Source organism: Halomonas sp. MCCC 1A13316, from assembly GCF_014931605.1.
Lineage (GTDB): Bacteria > Pseudomonadota > Gammaproteobacteria > Pseudomonadales > Halomonadaceae > Halomonas.
On the sequence record NZ_CP053382.1, the window covers coordinates 160,687 to 179,588 of the forward strand.

Consider the following 18,902-nt stretch of genomic DNA (forward strand, 5'->3'; position numbering starts at 1 on the left):
ACATGGCGACTCCCCATATCCAGGGCGAACGCGGCATCTTCGCCGACACCGTGCTGATGCCCGGCGACCCGCTGCGGGCCAAGTACATCGCCGAGAACTTCCTCGAGGATGCGCGCGAGGTGAACAGCGTGCGCAACATGCTCGGCTTCACCGGCCGCTACCGCGGCCGCGAGATCTCGGTGATGGGCCATGGCATGGGCATTCCCTCGGTCTCCATCTACGCCAAGGAGTTGATCACCGACTATGGCGTGAAGCGGCTGATCCGGGTCGGTTCCTGCGGTGCAGTGCGCGATGACGTGGCGGTGCGCGACGTCGTGATCGGCCTGGGCGCGAGTACCGACTCGGCGGTCAATCGCACCCGCTTCATGGGCCACGACTTTGCTGCCATCGCCGACTTCGAGCTGACCCGCCATGCGGTGGATGCCGCTGCGGCCCAGGGCGTGTCGGTAAAAGTGGGCAACCTGTTTTCAGCGGACCTGTTCTACAACCCCCGGGCGGAGCTGTTCACGCTGATGAAGCGCTACGGCATCGTCGGCGTGGAGATGGAGGCGGCGGGGCTCTACGGCGTAGCGGCGGAGTTCGGTGGTCGGGCGATGACCATCTGTACCGTCTCCGACCATATTCTCAAGGGCGAGTCGCTGCCCAGCGAAGCCCGCGAGCGCAGCTTCAACGAGATGGTCGAGGTGGCGCTGGAAGCGGTGCTGCGCGACGACGCGGCGGGGGCGGCATGAGCAACATCGATCCGGATACAGTTCCGGGCATAGACCCGAGCATTGTCGCCGCGCTGATCGCGGCGCGCGGCAACGCCTACGCGCCCTACTCTCGTCACCCGGTGGGCGCCATGGTCGAGAGCGAAAGCGGCGCGCGTTTCTTCGGCGCCAACGTCGAGGTTGCCCACTACAAGGGCTTGTGCGCCGAGGCGTCGGCCATTGCTGCCATGGTCAGCGCCGGCGAGCGTCGCCTGTACAGCGTCTACGTCATCGGCCCCGGCGAGCATCTCTGCTCGCCCTGCGGAGACTGTCGCCAGCGCATCCGCGAATTCGCCGACGAGAATACCCGCATCCAGGTACTCGACGCCGAGGGCAGCCTGCTCAAGCGCTATACGATCAACGAACTGCTACCCGATGCCTTCGGGCCGGAGAATCTCAGCTACTGAAGTTCACGATACCTTGCTGTCAGGTGGCGATGATCCTCTATCCGCCAAATAGTGCCTCGATACCTGGGCACAGACCAAGAAGATGACCGCAAGGATGATAAAGAACAAGCTGCCCGAGACAAAGTCCCAACTGAGGGGATACTGATCGATGGCGACCAGATAGAACAGCCCGGCAGCCAAGGCAAAAATCACGACGATGGCTGCTGCCCAGAACAGAAAGTACAAGGCGATACCCAGCTTGTTGAGCATATCCATCTCCTCATACGGCTCATGGATTCCCTATCAGGGTAGTCCATGTCTGTGACGTCTTTTTAGTAACTCTAGTAACAGTTTCCAAGTTCCTAAAGATGCGATATGACGTTGCCATCGGCTTGGTTCACTCGCGCAGTTCGATACGCTCGAAGTGCGGCGTCAGTCGCCTGACCAGCCCGGCGAGCATGGCCCGCGGTGGGGCGTTCTCCACCGGCTGGCAGTAGGCCGGGTCGAGGCACTGACGGGTGCGCGCCACCTGGACGGCATAGCGGCGCACGCCGCAGTCGGCCAGGGTCAGGGCCAGGCGCTCCACGTCGGCCAGCTCGAAGTCGTGCCAGTGCACGGTGGTGCGGCATTCGAAGTCGACCCCGCTGTCGAGTAGCGTCGTCAGGCTCTGGCTGTTGCGCTGCCAGATGCCCGGCCGCCCGCAGATGCGGTCGAAGTCGCGCCCGCGCCCCTTCACGTCGAGCCCCACCCAGTCGAGACTCGGCAGCAGGCGCGAGAGTCGCGCCGGGTAGGGTCCGGCGGTATGCAAGCCGACTTTGAAGTCCATCGCCTTCACCTCGGCGACGGCGGCCGGCAGGGCATTGTGCAGGGTCGGCTCGCCGCCGCTGAAGACCACCGCCTCGAGCAGCCCCCGGCGCTCCTCGAGAAATTCCTGTACCGCCTGCCACTCGCGCTCGTCACCGCGCCGCGGCGGCATCATATGGCCGTTATGGCAGTAGCCGCAGCGCAGCGGACAGCCTTGCAGGAACACCACGCAGGCCAGGTGATCCGGATAGTCCAGGGTGGTCATCTGGGTCATGCCGGCAATGGGCAGGCGAATGCCGTCGACTGATGCAAGCAAGGACGAGTCGAGGTCGGTGGCGATCATAAGAAACTCCTTACCAGGCTGAGGGGCTCTTTCACCTAGCTGAGGGCTCTTTCACCTAGCTGAGGGGCTCTTTCACCTAGCTGAGGGCTCGTGCCGGGCACGAAGCCCGGCAGCGTCAGGCAGTGGCATGTCTCAGGACGTCAGGGCGGCCCGCTCGGTGAAGTGGCGACGCTCGCGATGCTCGGCGCGCTTGCCGACGTTGAACTGGCTGACCGGGCGGTGGTAGCCCATTACGCGGGTCCACACCTCGCAGCGCTGGCGTTGTTCGGTGGGCAGGGTCTCGATGTTTGTCATGGGTTGGCTCCTTGCGGTGGTTTAAATGCTGTGTGAAGCACAGCGGTTGAGAATGCGCTCAGGCCGGACTGGCCGCGGCGCGTCTTGCCAGCAGTGCCTCGTCGCACTTGGGGCAGAACTCGTGTTCGCCGGCCAGGTAACCGTGCACCGGGCAGATCGAGAAGGTCGGCGTTACGGTGATGTAGGGCAGGCGAAAGCGTGACAGCGCAGTGTGCACCAGCTTGCGGCAGGCGGTGGCGCTGGAGAGCCGCTCGCGCATGTAGAGGTGCAGCACGGTGCCGCCGGTGTAGCGGGTCTGCAGCGGGTCCTGGTGAATCAGGGCCTCGAAGGGATCATCGGTGTGCCCCACCGGCAGCTGGCTGGAGTTGGTGTAGTAGGGCGCCTCCGGCGTACCGGCCTGAAGGATGCCGGGGTAACGCTCGGCGTCGGTGCGGGCGAAGCGGTAGGTGGTGCCCTCCGCCGGGGTCGCCTCCAGGTTGTAGAGGTGACCGGTCTCGGCCTGGAACTCCTGCATTCTGGCGCGTACATGGTCGAGCACTTCCAGGGCGAGCTGGCGCCCCTCCGGGGTGGTGATGTCGTAGCGATCGTCGGTGAAGTTGCGCACCATCTCGTTGAACCCGTTCACGCCCAGCGTCGAGAAGTGATTGCGCAGGGTGCCGAGGTAGCGCTGGGTGTAGGGGTAGAGCCCCTCGTCCATCCACTGCTGGATACACCCACGCTTGAGCTCCAGGCTGTCGCGGGCCAGTGCCAGCAGCCGGTCCAGCTCTTCGAGCAGCCCCGCCCGGTCGCCGGCGAAGCGATGGCCCAGCCGCGCGCAGTTGAGCGTCACCACGCCCAGCGAGCCGGTCTGCTCGGCGCTGCCGAACAGGCCGTTGCCGCGCCTGAGCAGTTCGGAGAGGTCGAGCTGCAGGCGGCAGCACATGGAGCGCACCATGTGCGGCTCCAGGTCCGAGTTGAGGAAGTTCTGGAAGTAGGGCAGGCCGTACTTGGCGGTCAGCGCGAACAGCCGCTCGGCGTTGTCGCTCTCCCAGTCGAAATCCGGGGTGATGTTGTAGGTGGGGATGGGGAAGGTGAACACCCGTCCCTGGCGGTCGCCGGCCTCCATCACCTCCAGGTAGGCGCGGTTGATCAGATCCATCTCGGCTTGCAGCTCGCCGTAGGTGAACGGCAGCTCCTTGCCGCCGACGATCGGCACCTGGTCGCGCAGGTCCGCCGAGCACACCCAATCGAAGGTGAGGTTGGTGAAGGGCGTCTGGTTGCCCCAGCGCGATGGCACGTTGAGGTTGTAGATGAACTCCTGGATCGCCTGCTTCACCGCAGGATAGTCGAGGGCGTCCTTGCGCACGTAGGGGGCCAGGTAGGTATCGAAGGAGCTGAAGGCCTGGGCGCCGGCCCACTCGTTCTGCAGCGTGCCGAGGAAGTTGACCATCTGCCCAAGCGCGCTGGAGAGGTGGCGCGGCGGGTCGCTCTCGGCGCGTCCCGGTACGCCGTTGAAGCCCTCGATCAGCAGCTGGCGCAACGACCAACCGGCACAGTAGCCGCACAGCATGTCGAGGTCATGGATGTGCAGGTCGCCTTCGCGGTGGGCCGCGCCGACTTCGGCCGGATAGACCTCGTCGAGCCAGTAGTTGGCGATCAGCTTGCCCGAGACGTTGAGGATCAGACCACCCAGGGAGTAGCCCTGGTTGGCGTTGGCGTGCACGCGCCAGTCGGCGCGTTCGAGGTATTCGTTGACGGTCGAGGCGACGTCGATGCGGCGCGGGCCGGCCTGGCGAATGGGGGCGTTCACCGTTATCTCCCTATATGTGCTGCTGTTTAGTGTTTCTATACACAACATATGGTGTGTGCAGGCTAGTGCCTTCGACAGCGAGAGGGAATGACCCAGATCAGAAAACGGCGAATTGCCGGTATCGCTAACGACGAGCCCCGCCACAGGGCGGGACTCGAAGACGGCCGGTAAGGCGTTCATTGCGAGCAGCGTCGAATAAGGTGATTTGGGCTTCCGATAGGTCGGTTAGCCGTTGCTAGCCGTCAGTAGTTCCCTAGTGGCCATGCCCATTGATACTTGTGATGACGTTATGTACGTCCTCGAGATAGTGAACATACTGTACGTACTGTTTGACGAACTCCCGGCCTTGCTCGGTGCTGTTGTCTGCTTGGCGTTTCGCCGCGAGGGTCGCTTCGAAGGCGGAGCGAGCATCGTGCTCGAACTTCTCTACGATACGCGCCAGGAAGGCGTCGATACTTCCCTCCTCGAGCGCACTGTCGGCGGCCTGAATTGCCGGGTCGATCTCTCCGGCCGGCTTGATCCCGGTGAAGGGGGCTCCCTCAGAAGCACGATGAATTTCCACCAGTTCGGAGAAGAGCTGTCGGTCGGCCAGTTCACGGGCACTTCCGCCCTTGCGACGCACTTCCAGGACCTTGTCGAAGATGGCCTTGACCTGGGCCTCGTCCTCGGCAGGAACCCATTTCAGGATCGGGGTGACATCACCCGACTCGAGCGCAGTTCTGGCTTCAGAGATGACCGGACCGTCGAGGGCATCGCAGTGGGCCATTGCGGGGGCAGCAAGGGCCAGGGTCAAGACGGAGGAAGTGGCAAGGGCGAGCAGCGTCTTACGCAGGGGTAGGCGAAGGTAGGTCATGATGGGTCTCCTTGGTTCAAGGGTTACAGCCGGTTGTGTGCTTCGGCTGTCCTTCATGCTACGGAGTCGGGGGATTCGAATCGTTCGCCAAGGCGATCTCGAACGCTTTCAAGAAAACGAAAAGAATTGCTGAAATCAAATACTTGTGGGTTCTGTTCTGTGGCGGCAAGAAGTCGTACTTCCTCTATTGCCGGTCGGTCCGGTCACTCGCCGTCAGCAGCCAATTGTCGTGCACGATATTCGCGCGGCGTCATGCCTGTCGCTCTCTTGAATGCCGTATTGAAGACCGACTTCGAGTTGAAGCCGGAGTCGTACATGACTTGTAGTATGGTCTGGTGGGTGTCGGCAGTCAGGCGCCTGCGCGCCTCGGCGATACGGTAATCGCTGACGAATTCGAAGAAGTTCTTCCCCAACCCCTGGTTGATGGCGCGTGACAGTTCCCGTGTGGGCACATTGAGCTGTCGAGATAGCTGTTGAACGGTCAGATTGGCGTCGAGGTAGGGTGAGGTGCGCTGCATATGATCCTTGAGCCTCATCAGCAGGTCGGCATTGGCCAGCTGGTCCGTTGTCATTTCCTTGCCGCTGGTTAGCAAGCGGGACTCTTCAGCACTGAGGCCCGAGAACACTATGGGCTGTCGCAGGGCGTGAAGGAGCAAATAGTTGATGAACAGAAAGCCCGTTACCCCGCCCACTATCGATACCCACCATACGCTGGCGCTGCTCTTGAACACGTGCGCCGAAAGACAATAGACCAAGCTGATACTCCAGACGGCTGTATAGCCCAGCAACAGAGCACGTAGCCAAGCCAGCTGCTTGTTCTCGATGTTGGAGAATATTTGCATCACGCCTGTGCCAAAAGCCGTGATTTCGCGAATAGTGGCAATCAGATATCCGAGAAAGACCAGATGGATCGCTACTGCTAGGAGCGGTGAGGTCAATATTCCCGGATGATCGCGCTCCATCAGGATCTGACGCTTCAGTTCGTCCGGTTGAAGGTAGTACCCGACCAGGAAGATGGCACCGACGATCCAGAACAGAAGGGTATGGATCCAGTGCCCTGGAGTCAGGCGAAAGTCCTGATACATCAGAGATTTTGCATAAAGGAACAGCAGGCCCGCTTGCAGCAGGCCGATCAGTGTGCCCAGATAGGCCAGGTTGAGGAAACGCTGCGCCAGCCCCGTGCTGTAAAAGAAGACTTCGGCCAAGCCTGCAGCAAAGGCAAGCACTGTCGCCATCAGCAGGCGGTTGCTCAGTAAATGGCTGTTTTCAGGCGTTAGCAGGAAGCCGGCGAGCACGAGCGATTGCAGGATACTGGTCATTAGCAGGATGTCGGCCACGCTCAAGTACATTGTGTCACTCCGGCCAGCCTACTCGCGCAGCTCGATGCGTTCGAAGTTGGGCGCCAGGCGCTTGACCAGCCCGGCGAGCATGGCCCGAGGCGGGGCGCCTGGGACCGGCTGGCAGTAGGTCGGGTCGAGGCAGTCGAGGGTACGGGCCACCTGGATGGCGTAGCGGCGCACGCCGCAGTCGGCCAGGGTCAGTGCCAGACGCTCCACGTCGGCCAGATCAAAGTCGCGCCAATGGACGGTGGTACGGCACTCGAAGTTGACGCCGCTTTCGAGCAGCGCTATCAGACTCTGGCTGTTGCGCTGCCAGATACCCGACCGCCCGCAGATACGATCGAAGTCGCGCCCGCGCCCCTTTACGTCGAGCCCCACCCAGTCGAGGTGCGTCAGCAAGCTTGAAAGTCGTGCGGGGTAGGGGCCGGCGGTGTGCAAGCCCACCTTGAAGCCCATTGCCTTAACCTCACGAATGGCGATTGGCAGAGCATTGTGCAGCGTTGGCTCCCCGCCGCTGAAGATGACCGCCTCGAGTAGCCCCCGGCGCTCCTCGAGAAACTCCCGTACCGCCTGCCATTCGCACTCGGCGCCGCGTCGCGGTGGCATCCGCTGGCTATTGTCGCAGTAACCGCAGCGCAGCGGGCAGCCCTGCAGGAACACTACGCAGGCCAGGTGATCCGGATAGTCCAGGGTGGTCAACTGGGTCATGCCCGCCACCGGCAGGCGGATGCCGTCCAACGATATGGATATCGGGATCTCATCCGTGGCGATCAGGTTCATGGCGACCTCCGGAGGTGGCTGGGAAGCAGTCAGGGAATGGGCAGGCGCGTGTTGTCCATGCCCGGGCGGCCGTGCCAGTAACCGTCGCAGAACTCGGCCTCGACCAGCGCCAGTGGGTCGGCGGCGGGCAGCTCGCCGCGGCGCGCAGCGTCGAAAGCGGCGACCACCTCGGCCATGCCTTCGGCACGCGGGCTCAGGCGCGCCACCGCCACACCCATCGCGGCCATGTCGCTGACTTCATGGCGCAGGTCCTGGCAGGCACCGGAGAGGGTCTGGATGCCGTTCAAGGTGAAGACTTCCTTGGACTCCTGGGAGCGCAGCGTCAAGCCCTCGGGGTACTTCTGGCAGACGAACTGGCAGCGATCCTTGGGCTTCTGGTGGCGCCGTGCGGTGAAGCAGCGCGACGACCAGGCCAGCGGCAGGTGGCCGTAGGCGAACACCTCGCAGGGCTTATCGAGCCCTTCGGCGGCGCAGTCGGCGAGCAGCCGGTCGAGATCGTCGCGCGACATCTCCACCGGCGCCTGCCAGCGGCGCATGCCGGCTCGTGCCATCACGCCGATGGAAGCCGGGTTGTAGAGGTTCAGTGCGGCGCCAGCGACGAAGGGCAGGCCGGCGGCGGCCAGGCGCTGCAGCGCACTCTGGTCGTTGGCCTCGACGGTGAACTCACCGTTGTCGCACAGCTTGCGCAGGTCGCGCAGGTCGGCCTCGGACTCGATCAGGGTCTGGCTTGCCAGCACCACCTGCTTGCCGCTCTGGGCCAGCTCGCGGCCGATGCCGAGCCAGTCGTCGAGCTTCATGTCGCGCCGTCGCGAGCAGACGGACTCGCCCATATAGACGATCTCCACCGGCCAGTCGGCAGCTTCGCGGTAGAAGTCGGTGTAGCGCTCGCGGGTCCAGTAGAAAAGCACCGGGCCCAGGGCGAGCTGCAGGGAATCGGATGACATGAAACCTCCTATTTCCAGCGGCGTTCGTAGGCGCCCAGGGTGGTGGTGGCGCCCTCGGAGACTTCGCCCAAGCCGGCCATCCAGGCGGGGTCGGGGTGGAAGCGCTCGGGCGTGCGTTCCAGACGGTCCAGCGCCTGGCGCCAAATGCCGGCCACCTTCGACACGTAGGCCGGGCTGCGCTGGCGCCCTTCGATCTTCACCGCGCTGATACCCAGTTCGCGCAGCTCCGGCAGCAGCTCCAGGGTGTTGAGGCTGGTGGGTTCCTCGATGGCGTGATAGGTCTCGCCGCCGACATCGAAACGTCCCTTGCACAGGGTGGGGTAGCCGGCGCGCTCGCCGTCGCCGTAGCGATCGATCAACACGCCGTTGAGCCGGGACTCCAGCCCCTGCGGCGTCTCCTCCCAGCGCACGTGGGCCGCCGGCGAGCAGACCCCGCGGGTGTTGGGCGACTCGCCGGTCAGGTAGGACGACAGGTAGCAGCGCCCCTCGGCCATGATGCACAGGCTACCGAAGGCGAACACCTCGAGCTCCACCGGGCTCTGCTTGGCCAGGTCGCGCACCTGCGTAATGGAGAGCACCCGCGGCAGAACGGCGCGCTTGATGCCGAACTGATCGTGATAAAAGCGCAGCGCCTCATGGCTGGTCGCCGAGCCCTGTACCGAGAGGTGACGGGCGAGGTCGGGATGGCGCCCGGCGGCATAATCGAGCAGCCCCATGTCGGCCATGATCAGGGCGTCGACGCCGAGCTCGGCGGCCTGGTCCACGGCGCGGGTCCACTGGACCCAGCCGTCGGGCTGCGGGTAGGTATTGATGGCGCAGAACACTCGCTTGCCGCGGGCATGGGCGTAGTCGATGCCTTCGCGGGCGCGTTTGTCGGTGAAGTTGAGGCCGGCGAACTGCCGGGCGTTTGTGGCGTTCTGGAAGCCGAAGTAGACGGCATCGGCTCCTTCATCCACCGCCCGCTTCAGGGCCGGCAGGTTGCCGGCCGGGCAGACGAGCTCCATGTCGCTCTCCTCGCAGTCTGGATAAACCCGACCATGCTAGTCGACTATGGAGCGGCGGCTTTTGATGAGGGTCATGGCGAGGCGGGATATTCCTGGCGGGGGAGGGGAATCGCGGTATAAGATAGTAATTAGTTACTATCTTGCGAGGCCGGAAATGTCAGGAAAACGCAATCTAACCGCCGAAGAGCGCCGGGAACGTACTGTCGATACGGTCATCGAATTGAGCGCGCAGGATGATCCCGCCAATATCACGACCGGCAGCATCGCCAAACACATGCAGGTCACCCAAGGTGCACTGTTCCGCCACTTTCCCAGCAAGGACGCGGTCTGGGAGGCGGTCATCGGCCGGATAGCCGAGCGTATAATCAAGCGGCTGGATAGAGCCGCTGCCTCGGCAGATAGTCCTTTGGCTGCGCTTGAGGCAATGTTCCATGCCCATATCGCCTTCATTGTCGATCACCCGGGTGTGCCTCGGCTTATGATGGGGCAACTGCAGCATGCCCGGCCGACACCAGCCCGTCGTATGGTTCGCTCACTGCTGTTCCTCTACCGTGAGCGGATCGAGAAATTGCTGATCGAGGCACAGGAAGCCGGCGAACTGCCTCGAGAGCTGGATGTCGAGGCGGCAGCCACGCAGTTCATCGGCACCATACAGGGCCTGGTCGTGCAGTCGCTGATGATCGGCACCATGAACCATATAACCGAGCAGGCCCAAGGAGCGTTCGACCTTTACTGTAATGGCATCCAGAAAGAGCGAGGTACGCACCCATGACAGGCCTGGCTCAACGTCTGGTGCGTGTATTGGCGGTTGCCATTGGCCTGGTCATCGGCGTAGTGCTTCTTGTGATGTTTGTGTTCAACCGTCAGACCCCGGAGCACAGTGAATCCCCACCTGCCCCTAAGGCGGTGGCGGTGATCGAGGCACAGCCGCAGGTGTTCCGCCTCGAAGCGCGCGGCCATGGCGTGGCGCGCCCCGCCGAGACCTGGCAGGCGGTGGCCAACGTCTCGGGCCGAGTGGTGGAACGTCATTCACATCTGGAGAGCGGTGCCCTATTGCGCAAGGGCACCCTGCTGCTGGCCCTCGACCCGAGTCGCTATGAGCTGGCCATCGCTGAAGCCGAGGCGGAATTGACTCAGCTAGACGCAGAGGAGGCCAATACCCGGCGTTTGCTGGACCTTGAACGCCAGGCACTTGATCTCGCCGAGCAGGAGCTTTCCCGAATCGAGCGCCTGGCGAATACCGGTTCTGTCTCCACTTCTCAACGTGATGCTCAGCGCCGCAGCACGGTGGGGCAGCGCCAGGCGGTAGCCACATTGGAGAATGCCCTGGCCTTGCTGCCGGCCCAGCGCGAGCGGGCATCGGTTCGACTGGCCCAGGCGCGCCGTGACCTGGCGGATACCCGTTTCGTTGCGCCCTACGACTTGCGTCTGAGTGAAGTGAACGTAGAGCTACACCAGTTCGTAAGTGTGGGCCAGAGCCTATTCGAGGCGGATAGCTTGGCAGCTGCCGAAGTGGAGGCAAGGCTTCCTTTCAGCATGGTGCGACGCCTGCTGGGTAGTGTGGCGCCGGCCGAGCTCGAGCCCGGCTCCCTGGATCTGAGCGAGCGCATCGACCTTGATGCAATCGATGCGGAGCTGGAGCTGGTCGGAGCGCCCGGTGTGGGTTGGACAGGCCGGGTGGTGCGCGTGGCCAGCGGCCTCGACCCGGCCACCCGCGCCGTGCGAATAGTCGTCAGGGTCGAACATCCCTGGCGAGGTGCACGGCCTCCCGATCGCCCGCCTCTGCAGCGCGATATGTATACCCGGGTGCGGCTCACGGCCCCCGGTCCCGAGGCCTCGATGGTAGTGCCGGCGTCGGCGCTCCATCAGGGTGAGCTTTATCTGGCTGACGAGCAGGGTCGCCTGGTGCGACGCCCGGTCTCCGTGGCTTTTGAGCAGGGGGGGCTGGCGGTTATCGAGGCGGGCTTGGTCCCGGGGGAGCGCGTAATCCTCGATGACCTGCAGCCGGCCATCGAGGGAGTGGCGCTTTCCGTGCGTCGAGACGATGCTGCCGAGGCACGCCTGGCCGCCCTGGCCCGGGGTGAAACATCGTCGGGAGAGCGGCCATGATTCGCTGGTTCGCCGGGCATCCCACCGCTGCCAACCTGCTGCTGATCCTGCTGCTGGCCGCCGGATTGTTCGCCGCTCCCAACCTCAAGCGCGAGACTTTCCCCGATTATCGGCCGGTTGAGGTGTCCGTGGAGGTGGTCTACCGCGGGGCCAGCGCCGCCGACGTCGAGGATGCAATCTGCCGGCGCCTGTTCGATGCCGTCAAGGGCGTGGAATTCCTCGATGAGTTTGTCTGCGTGGCCCAGGACAACCTGGCCAGCGCCACCGCAACCATGGAGGCCGGTGGCGATGCCATACGCTTCATGAGCGAGATCGATACCGAAGTCGGTGCTATCACTGAGCTGCCAGCACGGGCCGAGCCCCCAGTAGTGCGCGAACTGCACCGCAGCGACCTGGTCGCCGCAGTCGCAGTAACCGCCGACATGCCCATTCGTCAGCTCGAGGAGTACGCCCTGCGCCTGGAAGAGCGCATCATGGCGCTGTCCGGCGTGGCGGACGTGGCAATCCATGGCATGTCCCAGCGCCAATGGCAGGTCGAGGTGCCCCGCGAAGTACTCGGCCAACATGGCCTCTCGGCTCGGGAGCTGGCGCAACGCATCTCCGCTCAGAGCCTGGATCTGCCGCTGGGCACGCTGGAAACGGCCAATCGCGATGTTTTGCTGCGTTTTACCGACCAGCGCCGCTCTATGACCGAACTGGCCGAGCTGGTGGTAGTTTCTGACGCCGGAGGTGGTGAGCTTACTCTGGGTGAGCTGGCCACCATCACCGAGGCCGGTGAGCGCGCGGAAGAGACGCTTCGCTTCAACAGCGAGCCAGCGCTGGTGCTGGAGGTGAGCAAGGCGCTGCGTGAAGATGCCCTGACGGTCAAGGAGCGGCTCGAGTCGCTGCTCGAGGACGAGCGTCATCGCTTCGACGGCGGTATATCGCTGACGCTGACCCAGGATGCGACCAGCATTGTCCGAGACCGCTTGCGGATGCTGGTGGATAACGGCTTGATGGGCCTGGTACTGGTAGTGCTCGTGATGAGCCTGTTCTTCCGCCCCCGCCTGGCGCTGTGGGCGGTGCTGGGTCTGCCGGCTGCCTTCATGGGCGCTTTCGCTGTGATGGCGTTCACCGGGCTGTCGCTCAACATGATCACCCTGGTGGCGCTGTTGATGGCCATCGGTATCGTCATGGATGATGCCATCGTCATCACCGACAACATCGCCTCTCATGCCTTGCACCGGAAGTCGCCGCTGGAGGCAGTGGTCGAGGGAACCCGCCAGGTGCTGCCCGGGGTGCTTTCGTCATTTCTTACCACGGTAGCAGTGTTCACCCCGCTCTCCTTCCTGGCCGGGGAGTTGGGTGCAGTGCTGGAGGTGCTGCCGGTAGTGCTGATCGCAGCTCTAATGGCGAGCCTCATCGAGGCGTTCTGGATTCTCCCTCACCACCTCAAAGGCAGCGTGGGGAGCCTGGGCGATGGTCACGACTCCCGCTTTCGGGCCGCCTTCGAGCGATATTTCGCAAATTTCCGCGAGGCCATCGGGGGGCTGGCCGACCGGGCGATCCGCTTTCGGCATGCGGTGTTGGGCCTGCTGCTGACGGTGATTCTGGCCTCCGCCGGCTTCATGGCCGGGGGGCACGTGGGTAGTGAGGCGATGCCGGATATCGATGGCGACGTGCTGGAGGCGCGCATCCTGATGCCCCAGGGGACGCCCCTGGCGCGCACCGAGGCGGTGGCCGAGCGGATCGAGACGGCGATGCGCGAGCTGGACGCGCGCTACTCACCCGAACAGCCGGAGGGTGCCTCCCTGGTCGAGGCGATACAGGTGCGCTTCAACCACAACCTCAGCGCCCGAGAGGCGGGCCCTCATGTGGCCACCGTCAGTGTCGACCTGCTCACCGCCGAGCGACGTAGTGTCACCCTCGATACGCTGACCGAGGCATGGCGGGAGGCTATCGGCAAGATCGAGGGCCTGCAGCGGCTTATCATCCAGGAACCCGGCTTCGGCCCCGCCGGGGTGCCGGTAGAAGTGCGCCTGGCCGGGGAGAACCTAGAAGCCATGAAGGCGGCGGCGCTGGAGCTGGGTGGCCATCTCGAGGGCTACGCGGCCGTCTACAACGTCATGGATGACCTGCGTCTGGGCAAGACCCAGCTGGCCTTCTCCATGGCCGAGGGTGCTCACGGTCTGGGGCTCTCCGCCGAGGAGGTGGCAGGCCAGCTGCGCGCGGCGCTGCTGGGTGAGATTGCCGATACCCAGCGCATCGGCGATCACGAGATCGAAGTGCTGATCCGCCTGGCCGAGGAGGACAGAAGCTCCCTTGATGATCTGGTGGACCTGACCATCGCTTTGCCGGGTGGGCGCCGGGTGCCCCTGGAGGTGGTAGCCAACGCCGAGGAGCGACGCGAATGGGCGCGCATCACCCGTATCGACGGGCGGCGTACCGTCACCGTGGAAGCCAACGTGGATGCACGCCAAGCCAGCGGCCAGGCTATCGTCGATGACCTCACCGGCAGCGGCTGGCTGGAGGATTTCCGAGCCCGCCACCCCAATGTGGCGGTCTCCTTCGAGGGGCAGGTGGCCAGCTCCGCCGAGACCGGCGGCTCCATCGGCCGAGGGCTGCTGATCGGCCTGGTGGGGATCTTCGTGATCCTCTCCTTCCAGTTTCGCAGCTACGTGGAGCCACTGATCGTCATGCTATCGATCCCGCTGGCCTTCATCGGCGCCATCTGGGGCCATGTGCTCATGGACTACTACCTCTCCATGCCGTCGCTGATCGGCGCGGCCTCCCTGGCCGGTATCGTAGTCAACAATGCCATCCTGCTGATCCACTTCATCAAGACCCATCGCGAGCGCGGGCTGGATGCGGTGGCGGCCGCTGGCCAGGCCAGCCGCGACCGGCTGCGCGCCATCCTGATCTCGTCCACTACCACCATCGCCGGGCTGCTGCCACTGCTGGCAGAAACCAGTACCCAGGCAGCGGCCATCAAGCCGCTGGTGATCTCGGTGGTGTTTGGCCTGCTCAGCGCCACCGTGCTCGTGCTTCTGGTGATCCCGGCACTCTACGTGCTGTTCGACGATTGGGGGTGGGTTCAGGCATCAGAGCGATCAACAGAGCAAACGCCGCGGAGCAACTCTCTTTAATTTTTCATTACAATCAGGAGAAAACATGCATTTATACAAGTGCCTTGCTCGGATAGTTCTGCTTCTCGTCTTTTCACTTCTTCCGGCTTGGCTCGTTGCTGAAGAAAAATCTGCTCCCTCCGAAGCGATGGAGAAGGAAAGTATCAGGGAGGATCTTGTGCTTCGCTCCATCATGCGTGAGCTTGATGAAAACATGCGAGATGTTGTTGAAGCCATATCCCGGGAAAACTGGGACGAGATAGCTGAAATCGCGCCCCTAATTGCCGACCATCCCGAGCCACCGTTCTCCGAAAAGACACGCATTTTGCGCTTTGTTGGAACCGATGCTGCTCTGTTCCGGAGCCATGACATGCAGGTGCATGATGCAGCGATGGAGATGGGCGAAAAGGCGCGTCAGGAGAATGGCGAAGCTGTGATTGAAGCCTTTTCTCGGGTGCAGAAACACTGTCTCGCCTGTCATCAGGAGTTCAAGGAAGAGTTCAGGTTGCACTTTTACGGAGAATGAATGGAACGCTCGGCCGAACAGTAGGAGGAGCCCCGTAGGCGCGTGATTCGACATGAACTGAAGCGGGCGCCAGCCAGTGACCAGGCGTATTACTACCGGCCCCGTAGATGAGTATTCATTTACGGGGCCGGCTTACGCCTTGCCAGTGCTGAGCTTTATGCTGCATCGAGTGGGCGGGACGGACCGAAGTGCTCGAAGTGGCGCCGATCTTCCTCGACGCCGAGCTCCGCCAAGGCCTGGTTCACCGCACTCATGAAACCCTGGGGGCCGACGAAGTAGCAGCGCGAGTTGGATGCGGGCAGGTAGTGTCTCAGCAGCTCGCGATCGAGGCGGCCGCAGTGGTCGGCATCCGCGCCGTGTTCGTGTATGGCGACGACCTTGAGCTTAGAGGGATGTACTTCGCGCATCGCGGCGACCTCCTGCCGGAAGGCGTGATGCTCGGCGTCGATGGCGGCATGAAGATAGACTACCTGCCTACCCTCGGCCAGCGCCTGGCGAGCCAGCGGCAGGATAGGTGTCTGGCCCACTCCACCGCTGATCAACAGCAGCGGCTCGTTGTCCCCCTGTAGCGTCAGCTCCCCGGCCGGAGGCAGAAGCTCCACGCTGTCGCCAACCTTCAGCACGTCGTGAAAGTGCCGGCTGGCTCGACCCTCGGGCTCACGCTTGATCGAGATCCGATACGTGCGGCCATTCGGTAGGTCCGAGAGGCTGTAGTGGCGATAGAGCGTCTCGCCCTCGATACCGAGCCTCACGCCGATGTACTGGCCGGGCTCATGGTCTGCCACTGGCCCCCCGTCCTCCGGCTCGAGTACGAAGGAGCGAATCACCGTGCTCTCCTGCCGGGTGGCCGCGATGCGGAAGCGGCGCAAGCCTCGCCAGCCTCCGGGCTGCTGGGCAAAGGCCTGGTAGCGTTGCTCCTCCAGCTCGATCAATAGGCCGGCCAGCTCCTCGTAGAGCGCAGACCACGCCTCGGCGATCTCGGGCGTCAGGGCATCGCCCAGCACTTCGTCGATGGCGGCCATCAGGCATTCGCCGACGATGGGGTACTGGTCGGGCTGGATGCCGAGCGACACGTGTTTCTCTACCACTGTGGCCAGCACTACCCTCGCCCTGGCGGGATCCTGGCGCAGCTGCACGTAGGCCAATACGGCGCCGGCCAGGGCCCGTTGCTGAGCACCGCTCTGCTGGTGCGCCTCATTGAACAGCGAGGCCACTCCGGGGTAGCGCTTGAACATCAACGGATAGAAACGCTGGGTAATGGCATCAAGGTGCTCTGCCACCACTGGGGCGGTGGCCTCGATGAGCTGCTCCTGCTGCGAGGTAAGCATGATGGTCTCCTTCGTCGGGGAAGTTATAATAAGCATATAAAATACTTGTTATGCCGCATGCTTACCTGAGGCGAATTGCCGCAGAGTCAAGCCAATCGATGGGGGATCGCAGGGAGTCGAGAAGCCAGGAGGGCTGCTACAAAGGCACTCCAGGCAGGAGTGCCGGGGAAAGGTCGGCCTTCGCATTCCACAACCATGCAGGGTTGATCGACGAGGCGTGGCGGCTATGCTATAAAAAGTATGTGAAATACTTCTTTTGTTCGTTAAAGGTTGGCGCCTGGAAGAGGAACGAGGAGGAGTGATATGCGGCGATACTTTGATGACCCCCAATGTGCCCATGCCCTGGGGAATGCTTTACTGCTCCTAGGGCTGGTATTGCTGAGTGTCGGTGTGGCGGGAGGCTACCTTATCGACGGCCGCCTGTCGCTGATCGCTCAAGTTCTGGCTCACGTACTGGTCATTCTCGGACCTACGTTGGTGAAGATCGGATACATACTGCGGATTAATGCCCGACATCGCCTACATCTCACCTATTGATTTGCGTTCGCCTGGCGACAGGGAAAACAGCCATGTTTAGCGTCCATCTCTATCGCTACCATCCCGAACACGACGCAGCGCCGCATATGGAAACCTATGAGGTCGAGGAGCGATTCCGCCAAGCGATGGTGCTTGATGTGCTCGAATACCTGAAGCATCAGGACACGACTCTGACCTATCGACGCTCCTGTCGTGAGGGGGTGTGCGGCTCGGATGGCTTGAACATCAACGGCAAGAATGGCCTGGCCTGTATTACGCCGGTCGCCGAGGCACTGAGCGGCACCGACATCCTGATCCTGCGTCCCTTGCCTGGTATGCCGGTCATTCGCGACCTGGTAGTCGATCAAGCACAGTTCATGCGCCAGTTCGAGAAGATCCGCCCCTGGTTGATCAACAACGAGCCAGCTATCGCCCGGGAGCGCCTGCAGAGCCCCGAGGAGCGCGAGAAACTCGACGGGCTCTATGAATGCATTCTCTGTGCCTGTTGCAGCTCGGCCTGTCCGTCCTGGTGGTGGAACCCGGTTAAATACATCGGTCCTGCGGGTTTGTTGCAAGCCTACCGCTTTCTGATCGATAGCCGCGATACCGCAACCAGCGAGCGCCTGGCCGACCTCGATGACCCCTTCAGCGTGTTCCGCTGTCGACAGATCGCCAACTGCACCTGGGTGTGCCCCAAAGGGCTCAACCCGTTGAAGGCGATCGGTCAAATCAAAGCCATGTTGCTGAAACACGGAACCTGAGGAAGACGCTGCCTGATGCGAATTACGGTAACTAGTGTCTAGAGCGCCCAGACCAGCGCCAACAGTATTCCCCATGCCATCAGTCCGAAGGCCATCACCGTGTAGGTGGCCGACATCACCATGACATCGTCATCCTCGCGCTCCGCGAGCGCCTGCAGGCCATGGTAGACCAGCCCGCATGACAGCATCATAGCCAATAGAACGCCGCAAACGATGAAGACCATGTCGGGAACGAACAGCGTCAGCGAGGAGAACCACAGCGGCAGCGGCACCATGGCAGCCAGGAAGAAGGCATCGCGATAGCTGAGCCGCAGGCGGTGGGCATTTGCCACGCCGTGGATCAGCCAGCTCATCACCACGAAGGTGAGCAGCTCGGCGGTGAACAGTGCCGGGGCGATAATTGCCCAGGGGCGATCGGCCAGGCCGGACAGCAGGGCATCGCCGTGCCGGTAGATGGCGTAGTGCAGCATGACCGGCGGCAGCAGCGACAGCGGTAGTACCACGCGCAGGATCAAGGCATTGAGTGGAGGACGCTCGCGTCGCAACTGCTGCCAGCCTCCCTCTCGCGTGAAGGGAAGCTGCAGAATCAGGGAAATGTTCATGGTTATGCCTATGCCAGTGTTATGTCGTGTCGTTTTTACATGCAGTGCTGCTCATTCGCTGAAGAGGGATTAATACGCCCAGACAATGGCCATTAGCAGCCCCCAGGCCAGAACACCGCCAGCCATGACGGTATAGGTCGCAGACATTGCCACGACATCGCTATCCTCGCGATGGCACAGGGCCTGCAGGCCGTGGTAAATCAGGCTGCAGGAAATCCCCAATGCCGCTATTGCCACCAACGTATTGAGCAGCACGCTAGGAATTAGCAGGGCCAGCGAGGCGGACCACAGCGGCAACGGCGCCAGGGCCGCAAGCAAGTAAGCATCGTGGTAGTCGATTGACATGTCATCGCTATTGACCACTGCATGAATCAGCCATCCCATCACGAAGAAAGTGAGCAGCTCGGCGAGAAACAGGATCGTGGTGATGTAACGCCATGGACGCTCACCGAACCCAGCAATGAAGGTGTCTCCATAGTGCGTGCCGGCGTAATAGAGCAGCACGGGAGGAAGCAGTGACATGGGCAATACCACCAGCCAGACCAACTTCGGAATGGAGGGGCGTCCTTGACGCAGTTGCTGCCAACCGCCTGCGCGGGTGAAGGGGAGCTGCAGAATTATCGCGAGATTCATGGCGGACACCCCAGTCGAGATTTTTATATCATGTTAT

At 62.8% G+C, this 18,902-nt stretch carries 20 protein-coding genes; 8 read left to right on the plus strand and 12 right to left on the minus strand.

Annotation, left to right across the window (positions count from 1 at the left end):
- Window positions 1–2: 2 nt before the first annotated feature.
- Together deoD and cdd are read left to right on the plus strand one after the other, a co-directional pair.
- Window positions 3–731, plus strand: a complete 729-nt coding sequence (gene deoD, locus HNO52_RS00755; RefSeq protein ID WP_197567190.1) for a purine-nucleoside phosphorylase — start codon at window positions 3–5, stop codon at window positions 729–731.
- Window positions 728–1,156 (plus strand): cytidine deaminase, encoded by a 429-nt coding sequence (cdd, locus tag HNO52_RS00760; protein ID WP_197567191.1) that lies wholly within the window; start codon window positions 728–730, stop codon window positions 1,154–1,156. The genes deoD and cdd overlap by 4 nt, the downstream gene beginning before the upstream one ends.
- 3 nt (window positions 1,157–1,159) lie before the next feature.
- Here the strand turns inward: cdd and HNO52_RS00765 are convergent, their stop codons facing one another.
- From HNO52_RS00765 to ubiU, 9 genes are all read right to left on the minus strand, one after another.
- Complete coding sequence (locus tag HNO52_RS00765) at window positions 1,160–1,405, minus strand: hypothetical protein (protein WP_197567192.1); 246 nt, start codon at window positions 1,403–1,405, stop codon at window positions 1,160–1,162.
- A gap of 127 nt (window positions 1,406–1,532) precedes the next feature.
- Window positions 1,533–2,282 carry an anaerobic ribonucleoside-triphosphate reductase activating protein gene (locus tag HNO52_RS00770; RefSeq protein ID WP_197567193.1) on the minus strand — a complete coding sequence of 250 codons (750 nt, stop codon included), beginning with the start codon at window positions 2,280–2,282 and terminating at the stop codon, window positions 1,533–1,535.
- A gap of 132 nt (window positions 2,283–2,414) precedes the next feature.
- Entirely contained in the window at window positions 2,415–2,576 is a 162-nt protein-coding gene (gene nrdD / locus HNO52_RS00775; RefSeq protein ID WP_197567194.1) for an anaerobic ribonucleoside-triphosphate reductase, read from the minus strand.
- A 58-nt stretch (window positions 2,577–2,634) separates the two neighbouring features.
- On the minus strand, window positions 2,635–4,365 hold the full coding sequence (locus HNO52_RS00780) for a ribonucleoside triphosphate reductase (RefSeq protein ID WP_197567195.1): 1,731 nt from the start codon (window positions 4,363–4,365) through the stop codon (window positions 2,635–2,637).
- A 253-nt stretch (window positions 4,366–4,618) separates the two neighbouring features.
- Window positions 4,619–5,218 carry a DUF6448 family protein gene (locus tag HNO52_RS00785; RefSeq protein WP_197567196.1) on the minus strand — a complete coding sequence of 200 codons (600 nt, stop codon included), beginning with the start codon at window positions 5,216–5,218 and terminating at the stop codon, window positions 4,619–4,621.
- A 203-nt stretch (window positions 5,219–5,421) separates the two neighbouring features.
- Window positions 5,422–6,567, minus strand: coding sequence for an AraC family transcriptional regulator (locus HNO52_RS00790; protein ID WP_197567197.1), 1,146 nt, complete (start codon window positions 6,565–6,567; stop codon window positions 5,422–5,424).
- An 18-nt stretch (window positions 6,568–6,585) separates the two neighbouring features.
- Window positions 6,586–7,338, minus strand: a complete 753-nt coding sequence (locus HNO52_RS00795) for an anaerobic ribonucleoside-triphosphate reductase activating protein (RefSeq protein ID WP_197567198.1) — start codon at window positions 7,336–7,338, stop codon at window positions 6,586–6,588.
- A gap of 29 nt (window positions 7,339–7,367) precedes the next feature.
- The gene (locus tag HNO52_RS00800) at window positions 7,368–8,282 is read right to left on the minus strand and encodes a U32 family peptidase (RefSeq protein ID WP_197567199.1); all 915 of its coding nucleotides are present in this window, start codon (window positions 8,280–8,282) and stop codon (window positions 7,368–7,370) included.
- An 8-nt stretch (window positions 8,283–8,290) separates the two neighbouring features.
- Complete coding sequence (gene ubiU, locus HNO52_RS00805) at window positions 8,291–9,286, minus strand: ubiquinone anaerobic biosynthesis protein UbiU (RefSeq protein ID WP_197567200.1); 996 nt, start codon at window positions 9,284–9,286, stop codon at window positions 8,291–8,293.
- Window positions 9,287–9,440: 154 nt separating this feature from the next.
- Here ubiU and HNO52_RS00810 point away from each other — a divergent pair, with 154 nt between their 5' ends.
- The 4 genes from HNO52_RS00810 to HNO52_RS00825 are packed head-to-tail and all read left to right on the plus strand — an operon-like array spanning window position 9,441 to window position 15,025.
- On the plus strand, window positions 9,441–10,058 hold the full coding sequence (locus HNO52_RS00810) for a TetR/AcrR family transcriptional regulator (RefSeq protein ID WP_197567201.1): 618 nt from the start codon (window positions 9,441–9,443) through the stop codon (window positions 10,056–10,058).
- On the plus strand, window positions 10,055–11,395 hold the full coding sequence (locus HNO52_RS00815; RefSeq protein ID WP_197567202.1) for an efflux RND transporter periplasmic adaptor subunit: 1,341 nt from the start codon (window positions 10,055–10,057) through the stop codon (window positions 11,393–11,395). The genes HNO52_RS00810 and HNO52_RS00815 overlap by 4 nt, the downstream gene beginning before the upstream one ends.
- Window positions 11,392–14,520, plus strand: a complete 3,129-nt coding sequence (locus tag HNO52_RS00820) for an efflux RND transporter permease subunit (RefSeq protein ID WP_197567203.1) — start codon at window positions 11,392–11,394, stop codon at window positions 14,518–14,520. The genes HNO52_RS00815 and HNO52_RS00820 overlap by 4 nt, the downstream gene beginning before the upstream one ends.
- A 25-nt stretch (window positions 14,521–14,545) precedes the next feature.
- A complete protein-coding gene (locus HNO52_RS00825) occupies window positions 14,546–15,025 on the plus strand; it encodes a cytochrome c (RefSeq protein ID WP_197567204.1) in 480 nt (159 codons plus the stop codon).
- A 155-nt stretch (window positions 15,026–15,180) separates the two neighbouring features.
- Here the strand turns inward: HNO52_RS00825 and hmpA are convergent, their stop codons facing one another.
- Window positions 15,181–16,353, minus strand: a complete 1,173-nt coding sequence (hmpA, locus tag HNO52_RS00830; RefSeq protein WP_197567205.1) for an NO-inducible flavohemoprotein — start codon at window positions 16,351–16,353, stop codon at window positions 15,181–15,183.
- A 303-nt stretch (window positions 16,354–16,656) separates the two neighbouring features.
- On the opposite strand from hmpA, the gene HNO52_RS00835 reads away from it, so the two are divergent.
- Both HNO52_RS00835 and HNO52_RS00840 read left to right on the plus strand, forming a co-directional pair.
- Entirely contained in the window at window positions 16,657–16,890 is a 234-nt protein-coding gene (locus HNO52_RS00835) for a transmembrane sensor/regulator PpyR (RefSeq protein WP_197567206.1), read from the plus strand.
- 32 nt (window positions 16,891–16,922) lie between these two features.
- The gene (locus HNO52_RS00840) at window positions 16,923–17,630 is read left to right on the plus strand and encodes a succinate dehydrogenase iron-sulfur subunit (RefSeq protein ID WP_197567207.1); all 708 of its coding nucleotides are present in this window, start codon (window positions 16,923–16,925) and stop codon (window positions 17,628–17,630) included.
- A gap of 38 nt (window positions 17,631–17,668) precedes the next feature.
- Here the strand turns inward: HNO52_RS00840 and HNO52_RS00845 are convergent, their stop codons facing one another.
- On the minus strand, window positions 17,669–18,232 hold the full coding sequence (locus HNO52_RS00845) for a YIP1 family protein (protein WP_197567208.1): 564 nt from the start codon (window positions 18,230–18,232) through the stop codon (window positions 17,669–17,671).
- A 69-nt stretch (window positions 18,233–18,301) separates the two neighbouring features.
- The gene (locus HNO52_RS00850) at window positions 18,302–18,865 is read right to left on the minus strand and encodes a Yip1 family protein (RefSeq protein WP_197567209.1); all 564 of its coding nucleotides are present in this window, start codon (window positions 18,863–18,865) and stop codon (window positions 18,302–18,304) included.
- Window positions 18,866–18,902: the final 37 nt, after the last annotated feature.